The 16375-nt window shown below is 64.2% G+C and carries 19 protein-coding genes; 12 read left to right on the plus strand and 7 right to left on the minus strand.

The genetic code is table 11. The features are described from left to right. Entirely contained in the window at positions 1-711 is a 711-nt protein-coding gene (locus AC07SI_RS12820; protein WP_213554463.1) for an ABC transporter ATP-binding protein, read from the minus strand. Between the two features lie 150 nt (positions 712-861). Continuing rightward, entirely contained in the window at positions 862-1464 is a 603-nt protein-coding gene (locus tag AC07SI_RS12825) for a DUF2796 domain-containing protein (RefSeq protein WP_495005818.1), read from the minus strand. Positions 1465-1595: 131 nt separating this feature from the next. Here AC07SI_RS12825 and AC07SI_RS12830 point away from each other — a divergent pair, with 131 nt between their 5' ends. Then, the gene (locus AC07SI_RS12830) at positions 1596-1943 is read left to right on the plus strand and encodes a hypothetical protein (protein ID WP_106802509.1); all 348 of its coding nucleotides are present in this window, start codon (positions 1596-1598) and stop codon (positions 1941-1943) included. Here the strand turns inward: AC07SI_RS12830 and trxA are convergent. The 3 genes from trxA to AC07SI_RS12845 all read right to left on the minus strand — a co-directional run bounded on the left by trxA (position 1940) and on the right by AC07SI_RS12845 (position 4037). Beyond that, the gene (trxA, locus tag AC07SI_RS12835; RefSeq protein WP_065909965.1) at positions 1940-2812 is read right to left on the minus strand and encodes a thioredoxin; all 873 of its coding nucleotides are present in this window, start codon (positions 2810-2812) and stop codon (positions 1940-1942) included. The two genes, AC07SI_RS12830 and trxA, sit on opposite strands and share 4 nt — an antisense overlap. 116 nt (positions 2813-2928) lie before the next feature. Further along, positions 2929-3585 (minus strand): class I SAM-dependent methyltransferase, encoded by a 657-nt coding sequence (locus tag AC07SI_RS12840; RefSeq protein WP_495005819.1) that lies wholly within the window; start codon positions 3583-3585, stop codon positions 2929-2931. Continuing rightward, positions 3582-4037 (minus strand): YbaY family lipoprotein, encoded by a 456-nt coding sequence (locus AC07SI_RS12845; RefSeq protein ID WP_065909967.1) that lies wholly within the window; start codon positions 4035-4037, stop codon positions 3582-3584. Before AC07SI_RS12845 ends, AC07SI_RS12840 begins: the two co-directional genes overlap by 4 nt. Before the next feature lie 139 nt (positions 4038-4176). Between AC07SI_RS12845 and nrdR the strand changes: the two genes are divergently transcribed. The 11 genes from nrdR to AC07SI_RS12900 all read left to right on the plus strand — a co-directional run bounded on the left by nrdR (position 4177) and on the right by AC07SI_RS12900 (position 12382). Further along, positions 4177-4641, plus strand: a complete 465-nt coding sequence (gene nrdR / locus AC07SI_RS12850; RefSeq protein ID WP_016978538.1) for a transcriptional regulator NrdR — start codon at positions 4177-4179, stop codon at positions 4639-4641. After that, entirely contained in the window at positions 4638-5774 is a 1137-nt protein-coding gene (gene ribD / locus AC07SI_RS12855; RefSeq protein ID WP_495005820.1) for a bifunctional diaminohydroxyphosphoribosylaminopyrimidine deaminase/5-amino-6-(5-phosphoribosylamino)uracil reductase RibD, read from the plus strand. Before nrdR ends, ribD begins: the two co-directional genes overlap by 4 nt. Before the next feature lie 47 nt (positions 5775-5821). Then, positions 5822-6484: a riboflavin synthase gene (locus AC07SI_RS12860; RefSeq protein WP_065909971.1), complete on the plus strand. Its 663-nt coding sequence runs from the start codon at positions 5822-5824 to the stop codon at positions 6482-6484. A 15-nt stretch (positions 6485-6499) separates the two neighbouring features. After that, a complete protein-coding gene (gene ribBA / locus AC07SI_RS12865; RefSeq protein WP_065909973.1) occupies positions 6500-7591 on the plus strand; it encodes a bifunctional 3,4-dihydroxy-2-butanone-4-phosphate synthase/GTP cyclohydrolase II in 1092 nt (363 codons plus the stop codon). 88 nt (positions 7592-7679) lie between these two features. Next, on the plus strand, positions 7680-8156 hold the full coding sequence (ribH, locus tag AC07SI_RS12870; RefSeq protein ID WP_003176356.1) for a 6,7-dimethyl-8-ribityllumazine synthase: 477 nt from the start codon (positions 7680-7682) through the stop codon (positions 8154-8156). Beyond that, a complete protein-coding gene (nusB, locus tag AC07SI_RS12875) occupies positions 8153-8653 on the plus strand; it encodes a transcription antitermination factor NusB (protein ID WP_044269051.1) in 501 nt (166 codons plus the stop codon). Before ribH ends, nusB begins: the two co-directional genes overlap by 4 nt. A gap of 17 nt (positions 8654-8670) precedes the next feature. Further along, positions 8671-9636: a thiamine-phosphate kinase gene (thiL, locus tag AC07SI_RS12880; protein WP_495005821.1), complete on the plus strand. Its 966-nt coding sequence runs from the start codon at positions 8671-8673 to the stop codon at positions 9634-9636. Positions 9637-9702: 66 nt separating this feature from the next. After that, a complete protein-coding gene (locus AC07SI_RS12885) occupies positions 9703-10431 on the plus strand; it encodes a substrate-binding periplasmic protein (protein WP_495005822.1) in 729 nt (242 codons plus the stop codon). A gap of 129 nt (positions 10432-10560) precedes the next feature. Next, positions 10561-11178, plus strand: coding sequence for a GTP cyclohydrolase II (ribA, locus tag AC07SI_RS12890; RefSeq protein ID WP_065909979.1), 618 nt, complete (start codon positions 10561-10563; stop codon positions 11176-11178). Beyond that, on the plus strand, positions 11175-11594 hold the full coding sequence (locus AC07SI_RS12895; RefSeq protein ID WP_065909981.1) for an MFS transporter: 420 nt from the start codon (positions 11175-11177) through the stop codon (positions 11592-11594). Before ribA ends, AC07SI_RS12895 begins: the two co-directional genes overlap by 4 nt. Then, positions 11591-12382 (plus strand): cobalamin-binding protein, encoded by a 792-nt coding sequence (locus AC07SI_RS12900; protein WP_495005823.1) that lies wholly within the window; start codon positions 11591-11593, stop codon positions 12380-12382. Before AC07SI_RS12895 ends, AC07SI_RS12900 begins: the two co-directional genes overlap by 4 nt. A gap of 16 nt (positions 12383-12398) precedes the next feature. On the opposite strand, the gene AC07SI_RS12905 is transcribed toward AC07SI_RS12900, so the two are convergent. After that, entirely contained in the window at positions 12399-14300 is a 1902-nt protein-coding gene (locus tag AC07SI_RS12905; RefSeq protein ID WP_495005824.1) for a TonB-dependent receptor domain-containing protein, read from the minus strand. 136 nt (positions 14301-14436) lie between these two features. After that, on the minus strand, positions 14437-16335 hold the full coding sequence (dxs, locus tag AC07SI_RS12910; RefSeq protein WP_495005825.1) for a 1-deoxy-D-xylulose-5-phosphate synthase: 1899 nt from the start codon (positions 16333-16335) through the stop codon (positions 14437-14439). Positions 16336-16375 lie beyond the last annotated feature (40 nt).

Raw genomic sequence — 16375 nt, forward strand, 5'->3', positions numbered from 1 at the left:
TCAAACCTCTGCGGGCGTGGCGGCACGATTGAGTTCGGCCAGCGACAGGTTGCGGTCGAACAGCGGCGCCAGGCTCTGGTCATGGCTGACAAACAACAGGCTGGCGCCGGCCTCGCGGCATTCGGCGAACAGCAACTGGATGAAGGCTTCGCGGGCGTCGTAGTCCAGGGCCGAGGTGGGCTCGTCGGCGATCACCAATTCTGGCTGGCCGATCAACGCACGCGCGGCGGCAACGCGTTGTTGCTGGCCGATCGACAGCGAGTCGGCGCGGCGCTCCAGCAAGTCCCGGTCCTTCAAGCCCAGGTGCGCGAGCAGGGTGGCAGCAGCCTGGTCGACACTGCCGTGGCGCTGGATCGCCCGCTGCGCACGCAGCTTGGAAAAGTGGCAGGGCAGCTCGACGTTTTCGCGCACCGACAGGAACGGCAGCAAGTTGAACTGCTGGAAGATGTAGCCGGTGTGGTCGACGCGAAAGCGGTCGCGGGCGCCGGCCGAGAGTGCGGTCAGCTCCTGGTCGAGCAGGCGAATACTGCCGCGGCTGGGCTTTTGCACGCCGCCGAGCAGGCCGAGCAAGGTGGTTTTGCCACTGCCGCTCGGGCCCTTGAGAAACAGGGTTTCCCCTGCTTCCAGGCGGAACGCGGGGATGTCCAGCAACTGTGGGTGGCCGGGCCAGTTGAAGCCCAGGTCAGACAGTTCGATTAACGCTTGGGTCATGGGGAGTCAGTGGTCTGGTTTGATTTGGATGATGACACCGATCAGGTGTGGAAGCTGGCTTGCCTGCGATGCAAGCGACGCGGTGTGGCAGAAACACTGCATCGATGCTATCGCAGGCAAGCCAGCTTCCACCTTGACTGAGGCATGAACTCAAAATTTCAGGGTAGCTGCCTGTGCCGTCGCTTCCACACCTTGCTGGCCACTCGGGCCGATCAGTTGTACCTGGATTTTCTGCGTGGCAGGGAAAGTCTTGAACACCTGGCTCAGGTCCAGGTTGCTCAGGGCTGTCGGCGTGGCGCAGGTGAATTGGTAATGCGCGTGGATTTCGCTGTGGTCGTGATGATGCTCGTGGGCGCCGTCTTTGGCGTCGTGATCGTCATCATCGTCGTCGTGGTCAACTTCGGGTTTGTCGCCGAACAGTGGGCTGTTGAGTTCCTGGGTGCTCACGACGCAACCGGCACTTTTGGGCAGGTTGAACAGGGCGACAGGGTTTTCCAGCTGCTTGCGTGCAGCGGCGACCTTGGCCTTGTCTGCAGCGGTGGTGGCCTGGTGTTCGAAGCCCACCAGGTTCATCGCCGGGCTGTCCAGCTCAAGCTCCAGGGCCTGGCCGTCGAGTACGGCATTGAGGCGACCGACGCCGTGTTCGTGGGCACCCAGGCTGCCGTGCTCGTGTTCATGGTCGTGCTCGTCGGCAGCATGGGCGATGGCGAGTGGCAACAGGGCAAACGGCAAAGCAAGCAGCAGACGGCGCATGAGAAGGCTCCAGAACATGAAAGTTTTGTTATGTGATCTTATAACAATAGTGCCGAGAGTTTGACCGCCCGCTTGGCGTTGCGCAAGCCGCATGGGAGCATGCCCGTCAGAAAAGTGCAGGAGTAAGGACGATGTTGCGAATTCGTGGAACCGTCGGCGACCTGCCGGTGGACTTGACGCTGGAACTGGATGACGGCGATTGGGCGCGACTCGGCGCGCAGTTGCAGGCTGCGCCCGTGACGAGTGCGGCTGCCGCGCCGGTGGCGCCGGCCAAGCACAATGACGACCAGTGGCAGGGCGCCCAGGACCTGTTGCGCAACGCCGGCCAGCTGAACGGCCTGGAGTTGCTCGACCAGCTTGAAGGTTTGGCGGGCGACGCGTCGGCGGGCAAGCGCCTGCTGGTGCGCCTGCGCCATAGTGCCAAGGTCAAGGTGAGCAGCGGCGGGGATACGCCGCTGTACAGTTGGATCGGCGATTAGTACAGCGCGGCAAACAGCTTGCGGCGGTACGCGGTCACCAGCGGGTGATCATTGCCCAGCAGTTCGAACACCTGCAGCAAGGTCTTGTGCGGCAAGCCTTCGCTGTAGCTGCGGTTGCGGATAAACAGCTTGAGCAAGCCTTCGAGCGCCGCGTCGTACTGCTGGCGCGCCAGTTGCTGGATGGCCAGTTGATAAGCCGCTTCGTCGTCCTGCGGGTCTTGCGCCAGGCGGCTTTTCAAGTCGGCAGCGTCCGGCAGGTCGGCGGCCTGGCGCAGGAAGGTGATTTGCGCCTTGGCCCCGGCGAGGGCGGCCTTGTGATCGTCGCTCTTGACCGCGTCCAGCACGGTCTGGGCTTCACCCAGCTCACCGCGCTCGGCCAGGCAGCGCGCATACAGGATCAACGCCGCGGCGTTGGTATTGTCCTCGCCCAGCAGCGCCACCAGCACCGCTTCGGCATCGCTGATGCGGCCGTCGGCAAACAGCGCCTGGGCCTGCTCCAGCGGATCTGCCGCGGCCGGTGGTGGCATCTGCACATGCGGCTCCAGCATCGCCCGCACCGCCGACTCCGGCTGCGCCCCGGCAAAACCGTCGACCGGCTGGCCATCCTTGAACAGCACCACGGTCGGCAGGCTGCGAATGCCAAACCGCGCGACGATATCCTGCTCGGCATCGCAATCGACCTTGGCCAGCAGCAACTCGCCCTGATAGCTCTCGGCGATCTGCGCGAGCATCGGCATCAGCGCCTTGCACGGCGCGCACCACTCGGCCCAGAAATCCACCAGCACGGGTTTTTCGAAGGAGTTCTGGATCACTGCCTGATCAAAGTTGGCGGTGGTGACATCGAAGATGTACGGCGTGGGCTCACTCATGGGGCGTCTCGAATAAAGCGGGAATGGGGCAACTATAAGGGCTGGCGCGATTGGCTGAAAGCGTGTCCAGCAGGCGAATGCGCTCACCTGCAGGCGCTGGCTTGCCGGCGATGGCCTCAAGAACGCCGCGAATGGTACAGGCTCACCTTGCGAAACTCCCAAGGCTCCGCCAAATCCGGCAACGTCAGCGCATCCAGGATCTCCAGCCGCCGGTAATCCGGATGCTGGAAATCGCGCACGCGCGAATCCGCCACCAACGCTTCGCGGCCTCGGCTCAGGAACTGGTCCAGCAGCGGCAGGTTGGCCCGATCATAGAGGACGTCGGCGACCAGGATCAGGTCGAAGCGGTCGGCTTCGGCGAAAAAGTCCTCCGAGTAGCTCAGCTCTACGCCGTTGAGCTCGGCATTCGCCCGGCAGGACGCCAACGCCAGCGGATCCAGATCGCAGGCCACCACTTCCAGCGCTCCGGCCTTGAGCGCCGCAATCGCGGCCACACCGGAGCCGGCGCCGAAGTCGAGCACGCGTTTTCCCGCAACCCATTGCGGGTTCGCCGCCAGGTAACGTGCCAGAGCCAGGCCGCTGGCCCAGCAAAAGCTCCAGTAAGGCGGCTCGTGCAGGATGCGTCGGGTTTCTTCGGGGCTGAAAGCGCGGTCCATGTTGTCGGCGTCAAGCAACCACAACGACAACTCGGTGCCCGGCAAAGGGCAGGGCACCAAGTGCGCGTCGCCGATCAGCTCGCTCAGCGCTGCTTGCAGGTCCAGCGGTGGCGTCATGGTGCCTTGACGAGTTGCAGGGGGCCGGTGGTCTGGGTGATCGGCTGGGTGATGCGCACGGCGGGCAGGTGCAGGATCAACTGGCCGGACTGGCTGGCGCGACCGCGCAATTCAACCCGCGCACCGGCCGGGAAGGCTTCGGGGTTGTAGCGCAGGCGGAAGGCGAGCGGCTGGCCGTTGCCGGTCAGCACACTGCTGGCCAGCAGTTGTTGCGGGCGCGAACGGTCATCGATGACCAGCAGCGCCATCTCGACTTCGGCGCCGGCCGGCACGTTGGTCAGGCTGCCGCTGATTTCACGCTGGTAGGCGGGCAGGGGGCCGAGGTCCTCGATGCCTGGGACTTTTTTCTCTTGCGCAGGCGTGGGTTGAGGCGCGGCCGGCTTGGGGGCTTCGCTGCTGCAGGCGACCAGGAAACTGAACAGGGTAAGCAAAACAAGTGGTCGTAACTGCATGTACGGCTCCAGAAAGGACAAAATCCGTGGCTTAAAAAATATGAAACATAATAGTCAGCCTATATACCGTAAAGGCTATGGCTTGTCTTGCCACGGGGATGCGCTACCATGGCCCTCCCTTTTTTTGTTGCCTGCCACCATGCACTGTCCCTTCTGCGGTGCCAACGACACCAAGGTCATTGACTCGCGTCTGGTCGCCGAGGGCGATCAAGTGCGTCGCCGGCGCGAATGCCTGGCCTGCGGTGAACGTTTCACCACCTTTGAAACCGCCGAACTGGTGTTGCCACGGCTGATCAAGTCCGACGGCAGCCGCCAGCCCTTCGACGAAGAAAAACTGCGCGCCGGTATGCAGCGCGCCCTGGAAAAACGCCCGGTGAGTGTCGAGCGGCTGGAAGCTGCGCTGGTGCATATCAAGCACAAGCTGCGTGCGACCGGCGAGCGCGAGGTCAAGAGCCTGGTGGTTGGAGAGCTGGTGATGGGCGAGCTGCAAAAGCTCGACGAAGTCGCCTATATCCGTTTCGCTTCGGTGTATCGACGCTTCCAGGACCTCAATGAGTTCCGCGAAGAGATCGACCGCCTGGCCCGTGAGCCGGTCAAAGAATGAACCCACCTTCTGCTGAACAGGCCGTCCTCGACGCCCATTACATGGCCCGCGCCCTCGAATTGGCGCGCAAGGGCCTGTACACCACCCATCCCAATCCTCGGGTCGGCTGCGTGATTGTGCGCGATGGGCAGGTGGTTGGCGAAGGCTGGCATGAACGCACCGGCGAACCGCATGCCGAGCCCAACGCCCTGCGCGCCGCCGGTGACAAGGCGCGCGGCGCCACCGTGTACGTGACCCTCGAACCTTGCAGCCACCATGGCCGCACGCCGCCGTGTGCCGACGCACTGGTGAGCGCCGGCGTCGCGCGGGTGGTCGCCGGGATGCAGGACCCGAACCCGGAAGTGGCCGGGCGGGGCATGCAGCGCCTGGCTCAGGCGGGTATCGAGGTGCACAGCGGTGTGCTCGAGGCACAAGCGCGTGCGCTGAACCCCGGGTTTCTCAAGCGCATGGAGCATGGCCTGCCCTTTGTGCGGGTCAAGCTGGCGATGAGCCTCGACGGTCGCACCGCAATGGCCAGCGGCGAGAGCCAATGGATCACCGGCCCGGCTGCCCGCGCCGCCGTGCAGCGTCTGCGCGCCGAAGCCAGCGTGGTGCTGACCGGCGCCGACACAGTGCTGGCCGACGGCGCCCGCCTGACCGTGCGCGCCGCCGAGCTGGGCCTGGATGCGGACACTACGGCACTCGCCCTGTCGCGTCCGCCGCTGCGCGTGTTGATCGACGGGCGCCTGCGGGTGCCGCTCAATGCGCCATTCTTCAAGGCGGGCCCCGCGCTGGTGATCACCTGCGTGACCCCGGAAAACCAGTTTCCGCGCGGGCCCGAGTGCCTGGTGGTGCCGGGCGTGGACGGTCAGGTCGACCTGCGCTCGGCACTGGTGGCGCTGGCCGCCCGTGGCGTCAACGAAGTGTTGGTGGAGGCCGGCCCGAGCCTGGCCGGTGCGTTTGCCCAGCAGGGGCTGGTCGACGAGTATGTGATTTTCGTCGCCGGCAAGTTCCTTGGCTCCGCCGCGCGGCCTTTGCTGGACTGGCCGCTTGAGAAACTGGCCGACGCCCCCCAACTCAAGATCACTGAAATGCGCGCGGTAGGCGACGACTGGCGAGTCACTGCCGTCCCGCTTCAACCCGCGAGCGTATAATTCTGACCGGGCGCTCAAGTGCCCGCACCGTTTTCCAGGAGAAGGCCATGTTCACCGGCATTATCGAATCCATCGGCAGCATCCGCGCCATGACCCCCAAAGGCGGCGACGTGCGCCTGCTGGTTGAAACCGGCAAGCTCGACCTCGGCGACGTCAAGCTGGGCGACAGCATCGCCGTCAGCGGCGTGTGCCTGACCGTCATCGAACTGCCGGGCAACGGCTTTGCCGCCGATGTCAGCCGGGAAACCCTGGACTGCACCGCGATGAACGACCTGAAGGCCGGCAGCCCGGTCAATCTGGAAAAAGCCCTGACCCCGACCACCCGCCTCGGTGGCCATCTGGTCAGCGGCCACGTCGACGGCGTCGGCGAAGTGGTTGCCCGCAGCGAAAACGCGCGTGCCGTGGAATTTCGCATCCGCGCGCCGAAAGAGCTGGCCAAGTACATCGCCCACAAAGGCTCGATCACCGTCGACGGCACCAGCCTGACCGTGAACGCCGTGAATGGCGCCGAATTCGAACTGACGATTATTCCCCACACCCTCAGCGAAACCATCATGGCGTCCTACCAGCCGGGTCGCCGGGTGAACCTGGAAGTCGACTTGCTTGCCCGTTACCTGGAGCGCCTGTTGTTGGGCGATAAGGCCGCAGAGCCAACTGCCGGGAACATCACTGAAAGTTTTCTGGCCGCTAACGGCTACCTGAAATCCTGACCAAGGGGGTGCCGCGTGGCGCTCAATAGCATCGAAGAACTGGTTGAAGACATCCGCCAAGGCAAGATGGTCATCCTGATGGACGACGAAGACCGCGAGAACGAAGGCGACATCATCATGGCCGCCGAGGCCTGCAAGCCCGAGCACATCAACTTCATGGCCAAGCACGCCCGTGGGCTGATCTGCATGCCCATGAGCCGTGAGCGCTGCGAACTGCTCAAGCTGCCGTTGATGGCGCCGCGCAATGGGTCGGGCTTCGGCACCAAGTTCACCGTGTCGATTGAAGCGACCACCGGCGTCACCACCGGTATCTCCGCCGCCGACCGCGCGCGCACCGTGCAAGCGGCTGCCGCGAAAGATGCCAAGGCTGAAGACATTGTCAGCCCCGGCCATATCTTCCCGCTGATGGCCCAGCCGGGCGGGACCCTGGCGCGCGCCGGCCACACCGAGGCGGCCTGCGACCTGGCGCGCATGGCCGGGTTCGAGCCGAGCGGGGTGATCTGCGAAGTGATGAACGACGACGGCACCATGGCCCGTCGCGCCGAACTCGAAGCCTTCGCCGCTGAACACGGCATCAAGATCGGCACGATTGCCGACCTGATTCACTACCGCATGATCCACGAACGTACCGTTCAGCGGATTGCCGAGCAGCCGCTGGACAGCGAACTGGGCCAATTCAACCTGGTGACCTACCGTGATTCGGTGGCAGGCGACGTGCACATGGCCCTGACCCTGGGCACCATCTGCGCCGACGAACCGACCCTGGTGCGGGTGCACAACATGGACCCGCTACGCGACCTGCTGATGGTCAAGCAACCCGGCCGCTGGAGCCTGCGCGCCGCCATGGCGGCGGTTTCCGAGGCTGGCAGTGGTGTGGTGCTGTTGCTCGGCAACCCGGTGGATGGCGACGTCCTGCTCGCGCATATTCGCGAAACCGCCGAGCATGCCCAGGTCAAGACGCCGACCACCTACAGCATCGTCGGCGCCGGTTCGCAGATCCTGCGCGACCTCGGTGTGCGCAAAATGCGCCTGATGAGTGCGCCAATGAAATTTAATGCGATATCCGGTTTCGACCTGGAAGTTGTAGAATACGTGCCCTCCGAATAAAGGCCGGCGATTCCTGCCCCTTGTTCGCGGTTAAATCATCACTGAGGGACGCACTTTTCGCGTCCCGGCTCTTTAAGAGATTTGTCGAATGACCCTGAAGACCATCGAAGGTACCTTCATCGCCCCCAAAGGCCGCTATGCCCTGGTGGTTGGCCGCTTCAACAGCTTCGTGGTTGAAAGCCTGGTAAGCGGTGCCGTGGACGCCCTGGTTCGCCACGGTGTGAGCGAGAGCGACATCACTATCATCCGTGCGCCTGGCGCCTTCGAAATTCCACTGGTTGCGCAAAAAGTTGCACAACAGGGTGAATACGCGGCGATCATCGCCCTGGGCGCGGTCATTCGTGGCGGTACTCCGCACTTCGAATACGTGGCGGGCGAATGCACCAAGGGCCTGGCCCAGGTGTCCATGGAGTTCGGCGTGCCGGTTGCGTTTGGCGTGCTGACCGTGGATTCCATCGAGCAAGCCATCGAGCGTTCCGGCACCAAGGCCGGTAACAAAGGCGCTGAAGCTGCCCTGTCCGCCCTGGAAATGGTCAGCCTGCTGTCGCAGTTGGAGGCCAAGTGATTTCCGACGAGAGCGATCAGTTCAACCCTCAGGAGCCACGTCCTGCGGATGCCGGCAAGCCCTCCAAGAGCGAGAAGCGTCGCAAGGCGCGTCAGCTCGCGACCCAGGCGCTGTACCAGCGTCACCTGGCGGGCGCTTCGCTGAACGAAATCGAGGCACAGTTTCGTGTCGACAACGACTTTACGTTCGCCGACCAGAGCTACTTCCACGACATCCTGCACGGCGTCCACGCCAACCTGACCGAGATCGATACGGCCCTGGCACCTTGCCTGGACCTGACCATCGAGGAACTGGACCCGGTTGAACTGTGCGTCATGCGCCTGTCCACCTGGGAACTGCTCAAGCGCGTCGACGTGCCGTACCGCGTGGTGATCAACGAAGGGATCGAGCTGGCGAAAGTCTACGGTTCGACCGACGGCCACAAGTTCGTCAACGGCGTGCTCGACAAGCTGGCCCCGCGCCTGCGCGAAGCCGAAGTGAAGGAACACAAGCGCTAAGCCGCGCTTGAGTTCCCATGGGTGAGTTTGAGCTGATCCACACCTACTTCGCCGCCGCGCCGTGCGCGCAGGGCGGCGAAGGCATTGCCCTGGGGATTGGCGATGACTGCGCCCTGCTGGCGCTCCCTGCCGGGGAGCAGCTGGCAATCTCCACCGATACGTTAGTGGCCGGCGTGCACTTTGCCGACCCCTGTGACCCGTTCCTGCTCGGCCAGCGCTCGCTGGCCGTGGCGGTGAGCGACCTGGCCGCCATGGGCGCCCATCCCCTCGCGTTTACCCTTGCCCTGACGACACCGACGGTCGATGCCGATTGGCTGCAGCGCTACGCCCAGGGTTTGAACGCCATGGCGCAACGCTGCGGTGTGGGCCTGGTGGGCGGCGACACCACACGCGGGCCGTTGAGCCTGACCCTGACCGTGTTTGGTCGTGTACCCGCCGGGCAGGCGCTGACCCGCAGCGGTGCGCAGCCGGGCGACCTGCTGTGCGTGGGCGGTGAGCTCGGCAATGCCGCCGGTGCCTTGCCGCTGGTCCTGGGGCAGCGCAGCGCCGACGCGGCCATCGCCGATCCGCTGCTGGCCCATTACTGGTCGCCGCAGCCGCAGTTGGCCCTGGGGCTGGCGTTGCGTGGCAAGGCTACGTCCGCGATGGATATCTCCGACGGGCTGCTGGCCGATTGCGGGCATATCGCCAAGGCATCGGCTGTCAGCCTATTGATCGAGCGCGAGCGGTTGCCGTTGTCGGCGCCGCTGCTGGCGTTTGTCGGTGATGACGCCGCGCGCGTGGCGGCCTTGAGCGGCGGCGACGATTATGTCCTGGCGTTCACCCTGCCACCTGTCGAGTTGGCGCCGCTGCTGGCCGGCGGCTGGCCGATCCATGTGATCGGCCGGGTCGAGGCGGGGCAGGGCGCGACGCTGCTGGATGCCGCCGGGCAGGACATCACCCCGGCCGTTCGCGGCTATCAGCATTTTCGCGAGGCGCCCTGAGTCGGCGAGCTGCGCTACCCTCTATAGCGTTATCACGGATGCAAGGCTTTGCAGGAGGTCGTCACCATGGATGTGCGCCGCTGGCTGCTGATACTGCTGTGTGCTGTTGCGGCGCTGACCCAGGCGCGGGAAGTGCCGGTGGTGCCCGGCAAGGTGCTGCTGGCGAGTGAGGCCTGGGACGACTACACCAACGCCGACGGCAGCGGCTTGGCCTGGGATGTGCTGCGTCAGGTGTTCGAGCCTGCGGGGATCAGGCTGCAGACCCGCACCGTGCCCTATACCCGTTCGGTCGGCCTGACCCAGCGTGGCGAGGTGGACGGCTGGGTCGGTTCCTATCGCGAAGAAGCCCAAGGGGTGTTGTACCCGCACTGGAACTTCGATTCCGATCATATCTACGCCCTCGGCCTGGCCAGCACCGCGACGCCGACCGTGGCCACCCTCGGCAATTACCGCCTGGCCTGGGTGCGCGGCTACAAGTACGAGGAGTACTTGCCCAATGTGCACCGTTTCGACCAGATCCAGCGGCGCGACGGCATTCTGCCGATGCTGCTGCACGGCCGGGCCGACTTCTACATCGATGCCCTGACCGAAGTTTCCTACGTCCTCAAGCAGGCCGACGACCCGGCGCGCTTCAGGCTGACGCATATTGCCGAACTGCCGTTGTATGTCGGGTTTGCCGACAACGAGCGTGGACGGGGGTTAATGGCACTGTTCGACCAGCGCATGGCGACCCTGGTGAAAAATGCCGAGCTGAAGCCGATTTTCGAGCGCTGGAAACAGCCGTATCCGTTCTGACTGGCATAGAACCGGGATGAAGGCCAATCGAACCGATTGATCTTTATCAGCGATAATTCAGCTTAAGCGTCTGTAGGAACCTGCTGTTACAATGGCCGCCACTGTAAAAACTGAAATCAGGAGCACACGGTGCCCGTCGTTTTCGTCGCTGCTTCCAAGCTGCCTACCCCTTTTGCCACGTTCACCATGAACGGCTTTCTCGAAGAAGCCACCGGTCGCGAGCACGTTGTGCTCAGCCTGGGGGATATCGCTGATGGCGCGCCGGTTCTGGGGCGCGTGCACTCCGAATGCCTGACCGGTGACGCGCTGTTCAGCCAGCGCTGCGACTGCGGTTCGCAACTGGAAGCCGCGCTGCAGGCTATCGCCCGTGAAGGCCGTGGCGTGCTGCTGTACCTGCGTCAGGAAGGCCGTGGCATCGGCTTGCTGAACAAGATCCGCGCCTACGAGCTGCAGGATGGCGGCGCCGATACCGTCGAGGCCAATGAGCGCCTGGGCTTCGCCGCCGATCAGCGTGACTACGCGATCTGCCTGCCGATGCTCGAGCACTTGGGCGTCAAATCCCTGCGCCTGATGACCAACAACCCGCGCAAGGTCAAGGCCTTGACCGAGATGGGCATCACTGTGGCCGAACGCGTGCCGCTGCACACCGGGCACAACCCGCATAACAAGCTCTACCTCGCGACCAAGGCCAGCAAGCTCGACCATATGATGGGCAACGAGCATCAGGGCGAGGTCGATCGCGCGTGACCCGCGGCCAGGTGAAACGGCGACTGTCCTTCAACTGGTGGCAGTACCTGGCCCTGGCGCTGCTCCCGCTGTTCGTGATCAACCTGGTGTTTGGCCAGGCCGAGTCCCTGCTGCCGGTGCTGGCGATGCCATTCTTTATCGCCGGCGTGGCCTCGATGTTCCTCAGCCTGCGCTACTTTCACGGCTATAAACACGCGCTCATCGCCACCGCCAAAGCCCTCGATACCGCCGAAGAGCCGGCTGCCTGGATCACCCTAGCGGCTCGCCGGCGCACGGCGTTGCTGGTGGCTGCCATACCCGCGTGGATCGGTGCGCTGGCGGTGTTCGTCGGCCTGGAAGCGGTGCCGCTGTTTCTGCTGGCGCTGTCGACCCTGGTGCTCTTTTACCTCTACCGCATTCCCCGTCAACTGGGATGAAGCGCCACTGGCTGGCGGTCCTGCTGCTGGCGCTGAGTGCCCCGGCGTGGGCGGCCGAGCGCGTGGTGAGCCTGGCGCCATCCTTGTCTGAAATCGTGGTTGAACTGGGCGCTGCCGACCTGCTGGTCGGCGTGCTCGATGGCGGTGAGCGCCCGGAAGCGCTGGCCAACGTGCCGTCGGTTGGCAAGTACGGCCAGTTGGACATGGAGCGCCTGCTCAGCCTCAAGCCCGACCTGATCCTGCTGTGGCCCGGCAGCGTCGGCCCGGCCCAGCGCGAGCAGCTGCAGCGCCTGAACATCCCGGTTTTCGTCGCCGAACCGCACAGCCTCGAACAACTCACTACCCAGGTCCAGACGATTGCCGAACAGCTGGGCCGCGCCGAGGCCGGCCGGCAACTGGCCGTGCAGTTGCGCCAACGCCTGGCCGAATTGCGCCAGCGTTATCAACGTGCCGCGCCATTGCGGGTGTTTTACCAGGTGTGGGACCAGCCGCTGTACACCGTGGGCGGCGGGCAGATCATCAGCGATGCGTTGAATGTGTGCGGCGCGCGCAATGTGTTCGACGATCTCAAGCTGCCCGCGCCGCAGGTCAGCATCGAGTCAGTGTTGCAGCGTGATCCCGAGATGATCCTGGTGGGTGATCCGGCTCAGCTGCAGGCCTGGAAGGTCTGGCCGGCGATGGCAGGACGGGTGCGCGTGGTGCCGGATAAAGGCTTGGAACGGCCGAGTGGGCAGATGCTGGAGGCGGTGGGGCGGTTGTGTGAGGTGATTGCGCCGAGCCGGCGATGAGGCCTGCACAGACGCCTCACATCTCAGGCGTCCAGGTCACCCCAAACATCCACACCCGGCCTTCTTCGCGATAATCGTGATTGTTCAGGAACGCCGGGTCGTTGTAGCTGTACATCGCGCGGGCGTACGTCTTGTCCAGCAGGTTATCGACCTTCACCGACAGCAACGCTTCACGGTTCAATGCCCAACTGCTGCGCAGCCCCAGCAGCGCATAACCGCCCAGGCGATTGCGATTGTCTTCATCGTCGTAGCTGCTGCTTATCGCCTGCCAGCTGGCACCCAGGCCCAACTTATCGAATTGACGATCCAGGTCCAGGCTCACTGTGCGCCGCGCCCGGCGGGCCAGGGTGTGGCCGCTGTCGCGGTCGCGCGGGTCGATGACGGCGAGGCCAAGGTTGCCTTGCCAGCCGAACAGGTCCTGCTTGAGCGCCGCTTCAAACCCGTTGATGCGCGCCGACGCCACGTTCTGCGGCTTGCCGGTGCGATCGAGGATGATCGCATCGCTCAAGTCGGTGCGGTACAGCGAGGCTTCCAGGCGTGTGCTGTCAGTCAATTGGCTGCGCCATTGCAGCTCGTAGCTCTTGGAGGTTTCGGGTTGCAGGTCGGGGTTGCTGTATTGCGTCTGCGGGTAATACAGGTCGTTGAAGGTCGGCGCACGGAAGCCTTCGCTGTAGCTCAGCAGCAGGTCGTTGTCGGGGTTGACCGGCACGGTCAGGGTGCCGCTCCAGCTGTTCTGGCTGCCGAATTGCTGGTTCTGGTCGCGGCGCAGGCCCAGCTCGGTGGAAAACCACTCCCCGCGAAAGCGATGCTGCACAAAGGCGGCACGGTTCCAGCGGCTGTTTTCGGTAAAGGTGGTGGAGCCGTGGAAGCGGTCTTCGTACCAGTCGCCGCCGAGGATCAGGCTGTTTTGCTCATTGATCGTCAGGTCGTTCTGCCAGTTGACCGAGTCGCGATAGGTGTTGAATACACTGGAGTCATCGCTGAGGGTATCGCGCTTGGTATCGCGATTTTCGCTGTGGCCCAGCTCCAGGCGCGATTGCCAGTGCTGATTGAGCGTGGCATCGACATAGCCGCTGGCGCTGCTGACGGTGTAATCGGTGTAGGGCTTTTGCCCAACGGTCTGGCGAGTCGCGACGTCGTAGCGGCCGAAGCTGTTGTCGTACTCCGATTTACCGCGGTTATCCAACAGGTTGAAACCCGCCTCCAGCGTGTCGCTGAACGCGTGGCTGAGGTTCAGGCTGAGGGACTGATTGCGGTAGGCATCATGATCGCCATCGCTGGGAAACGATTGGTGGGTCGAATTGATGCCCGCGGTTTCATCCAGGCTCGCACCCAGGTTGAAGCGCGTGTGCTCGTCGCCGCCGGATACGCCGAGACTGCGCTCCCACGTGCCGTTGCTGCCAAACCCGAGCTTCATGCGCGGTTGCAAGCCTTGCTCGGCGTTGCGCCGGGTAAACACCTGGATCACCCCGCCAATCGCGTCGCTGCCGTAGATCACCGAGCGCGAGCCGCGCAGCACTTCCACCCGCTCGATCTGGTCGACATTCAAGTACTGCAGGCCGCTGTCGCCGGAGGTGGTGTTGGCGATGCGCTGGCCGTCCACCAGCACCAGGCTTTGTGCGGATTTGGTGCCGCGAATATAAATGCCCGGCAAGCTGCCACGGCCACCGGTGGGCGCGACTTGCACGCCGGGCACGCGGCTGAGCAGGTCGGTGAGGCTGGTGGGCTGCAGGCGGTCGATGTCGTCGCGGGTGAATACGGTGTTGGCAGCGCTGCTGTCGTTGCGCGCCTGGACCTGGCGGTTGGCGCTGATGATGACGTCGGGAAGTTTCAGGGCGTCGTCGCGCTCGAAGGTATCGGCGAGCAGGTCGTTGGCGGGCAGGAGAAGGAAGGGCAGGGCGAAGCGAAGGCGACTCATGGGCTGTCCATTGCATTTGAACACGGCACGAAACCAATGCAGGCGCTGGTTTGCCTGCGATGCAGGCACCTCGGTTTTTCAGTGAGGCCGAGGTGATGCTATCGCAGGCAAGCCAGCGCCTACAGGTGATTCGGGGTTACAGGCCGAGCAGTGCCAGGCGCTCGCGCACCGATGCTTCGATGCCGGCCTCATCCAACCCGCACTCAGCGAGCATCTGCGCCGGCTTGGCATGTTCGACGTACACATCCGGCAAGCCCAGGTGCAACACCGACTTGAGGATGTTCTCGCGCGCCAGGAACTCGCTGACCGCCGCACCAGCGCCACCCATGATGGCGTTTTCTTCGACAGTCACCAGCAGCTCGTGGCTGCCGGCGATTTCGCGCACGAGGGCTTCATCCAAGGGTTTGACGAAGCGCATGTCGACCACGGTCGCGTCGATTTTCTCGGAGACTTTCAAGGCTTCGGCCAGCTGCACGCCGAACACCAGGAACGCAGTCTTGCTGCCTTGGCGACGCACGATGCCCTTGCCGATCTCGATTGGCTCGAGGTCTTTCTCGATCACCGCATTCGGGCCGTTGCCACGCGGGTAGCGCACGGCAGCCGGGCCGTTGTACAGGTGGCCGGTGCTGAGCATCTTGCGCAATTCGTTTTCGTCGCTCGGTGTCATCACCAGCATGCCGGGGATGCAGCGCAGGTAGGACAGATCGAAGCTGCCGGCGTGCGTCGGGCCGTCTTCGCCGACCAAACCGGCGCGGTCGATGGCGAACAGCACGTCGAGGTTCTGCACCGCCACATCGTGGACCAGTTGGTCATAGCCGCGCTGCAGGAAGGTGGAGTAGATCGCGACCACTGGCTTGGCGCCTTCACAGGCCATGCCGGCGGCGAAGGTCACCGCGTGCTGCTCGGCAATCGCCACGTCGAAGTAGCGCAGCGGGAAACGCTCGCTGAAGGCCACCAGGTCGGAGCCTTCCTTCATTGCCGGGGTAATGCCCACCAGGCGCGGGTCGGCGGCGGCCATGTCGCACAGCCATTCACCGAACACACCGGAATACTTTGGCCCGCTGGCTTTTTTCGGCGCGGCGGCGGGTGCATCGACGGGTTCGAGCTTGGTGATCGCGTGATAACCAATCGGGTCGACTTCCGCCGGGGCGAAACCCTTGCCCTTCTTGGTGACGATGTGCAGGAATTGCGGGCCCTTGAGGTCACGCATGTTGCGCAGCGTGGCGATCAGGGTCGGCAGGTCATGGCCGTCGATCGGGCCGATGTAATTCCAGCCCAGCTCTTCGAACAGGGTGCCGGGGACCAGCATGCCCTTGGCATATTCTTCGGTACGGCGGGCAATTTCCCACGCGCCGGGCAGACGCGAGAGCACTTTCTTGCTGCCTTCGCGCATGCTGGCGTAAGTACGGCTGGAGAGGATCTTGGCCAGGTAGTTGGACAGGCCGCCGACATTGCGCGAGATCGACATGTCGTTGTCGTTGAGGATCACCAGCATGTTGGCGTCCACTTCCGGCGCGTGGTTCAGCGCCTCGAAGGCCATGCCGGCGGTCAACGCGCCGTCGCCGATCACGGCAATCGCCTTGCGGTCGCTGCCTTGCAGGCGGGCGGCAATGGCCATGCCCAGCGCTGCACTGATCGAGGTGCTGGAGTGGCCGACGCCAAAGGTGTCGTACTCGCTCTCGGAGCGACGCGGGAAGGCCGCGATGCCGTCCTTCTGGCGCAGGGTGCCCATGCGCTCGCGACGGCCGGTAAGGATTTTATGCGGATACGCCTGGTGGCCCACGTCCCACACCAGCCGGTCGTCCGGGGTGTCGAATACGTAGTGCAACGCGATGGTCAGCTCGATGACGCCCAGGCCGGCACCGAAATGCCCACCGGTCTGGCCGACCGTGTAGAGCAATTCCAGGCGCAGTTCATCGGCCAGGGTTTCCAGCTCGGCTTCACCCAGTCGACGCAGGCCGGCCGGCGTGGCAGCACGGTCGAGCAGGGGCGTGGACGGGCGCTTGCGGGGAATCTCTTGGAACGTCGTGGGCATCAGGCGAATCGTTATAGGTATAGAAGAGGCGGCAGTTTAC

The organism is Pseudomonas sp. GW821-FHT05D12 (assembly GCF_059419825.1).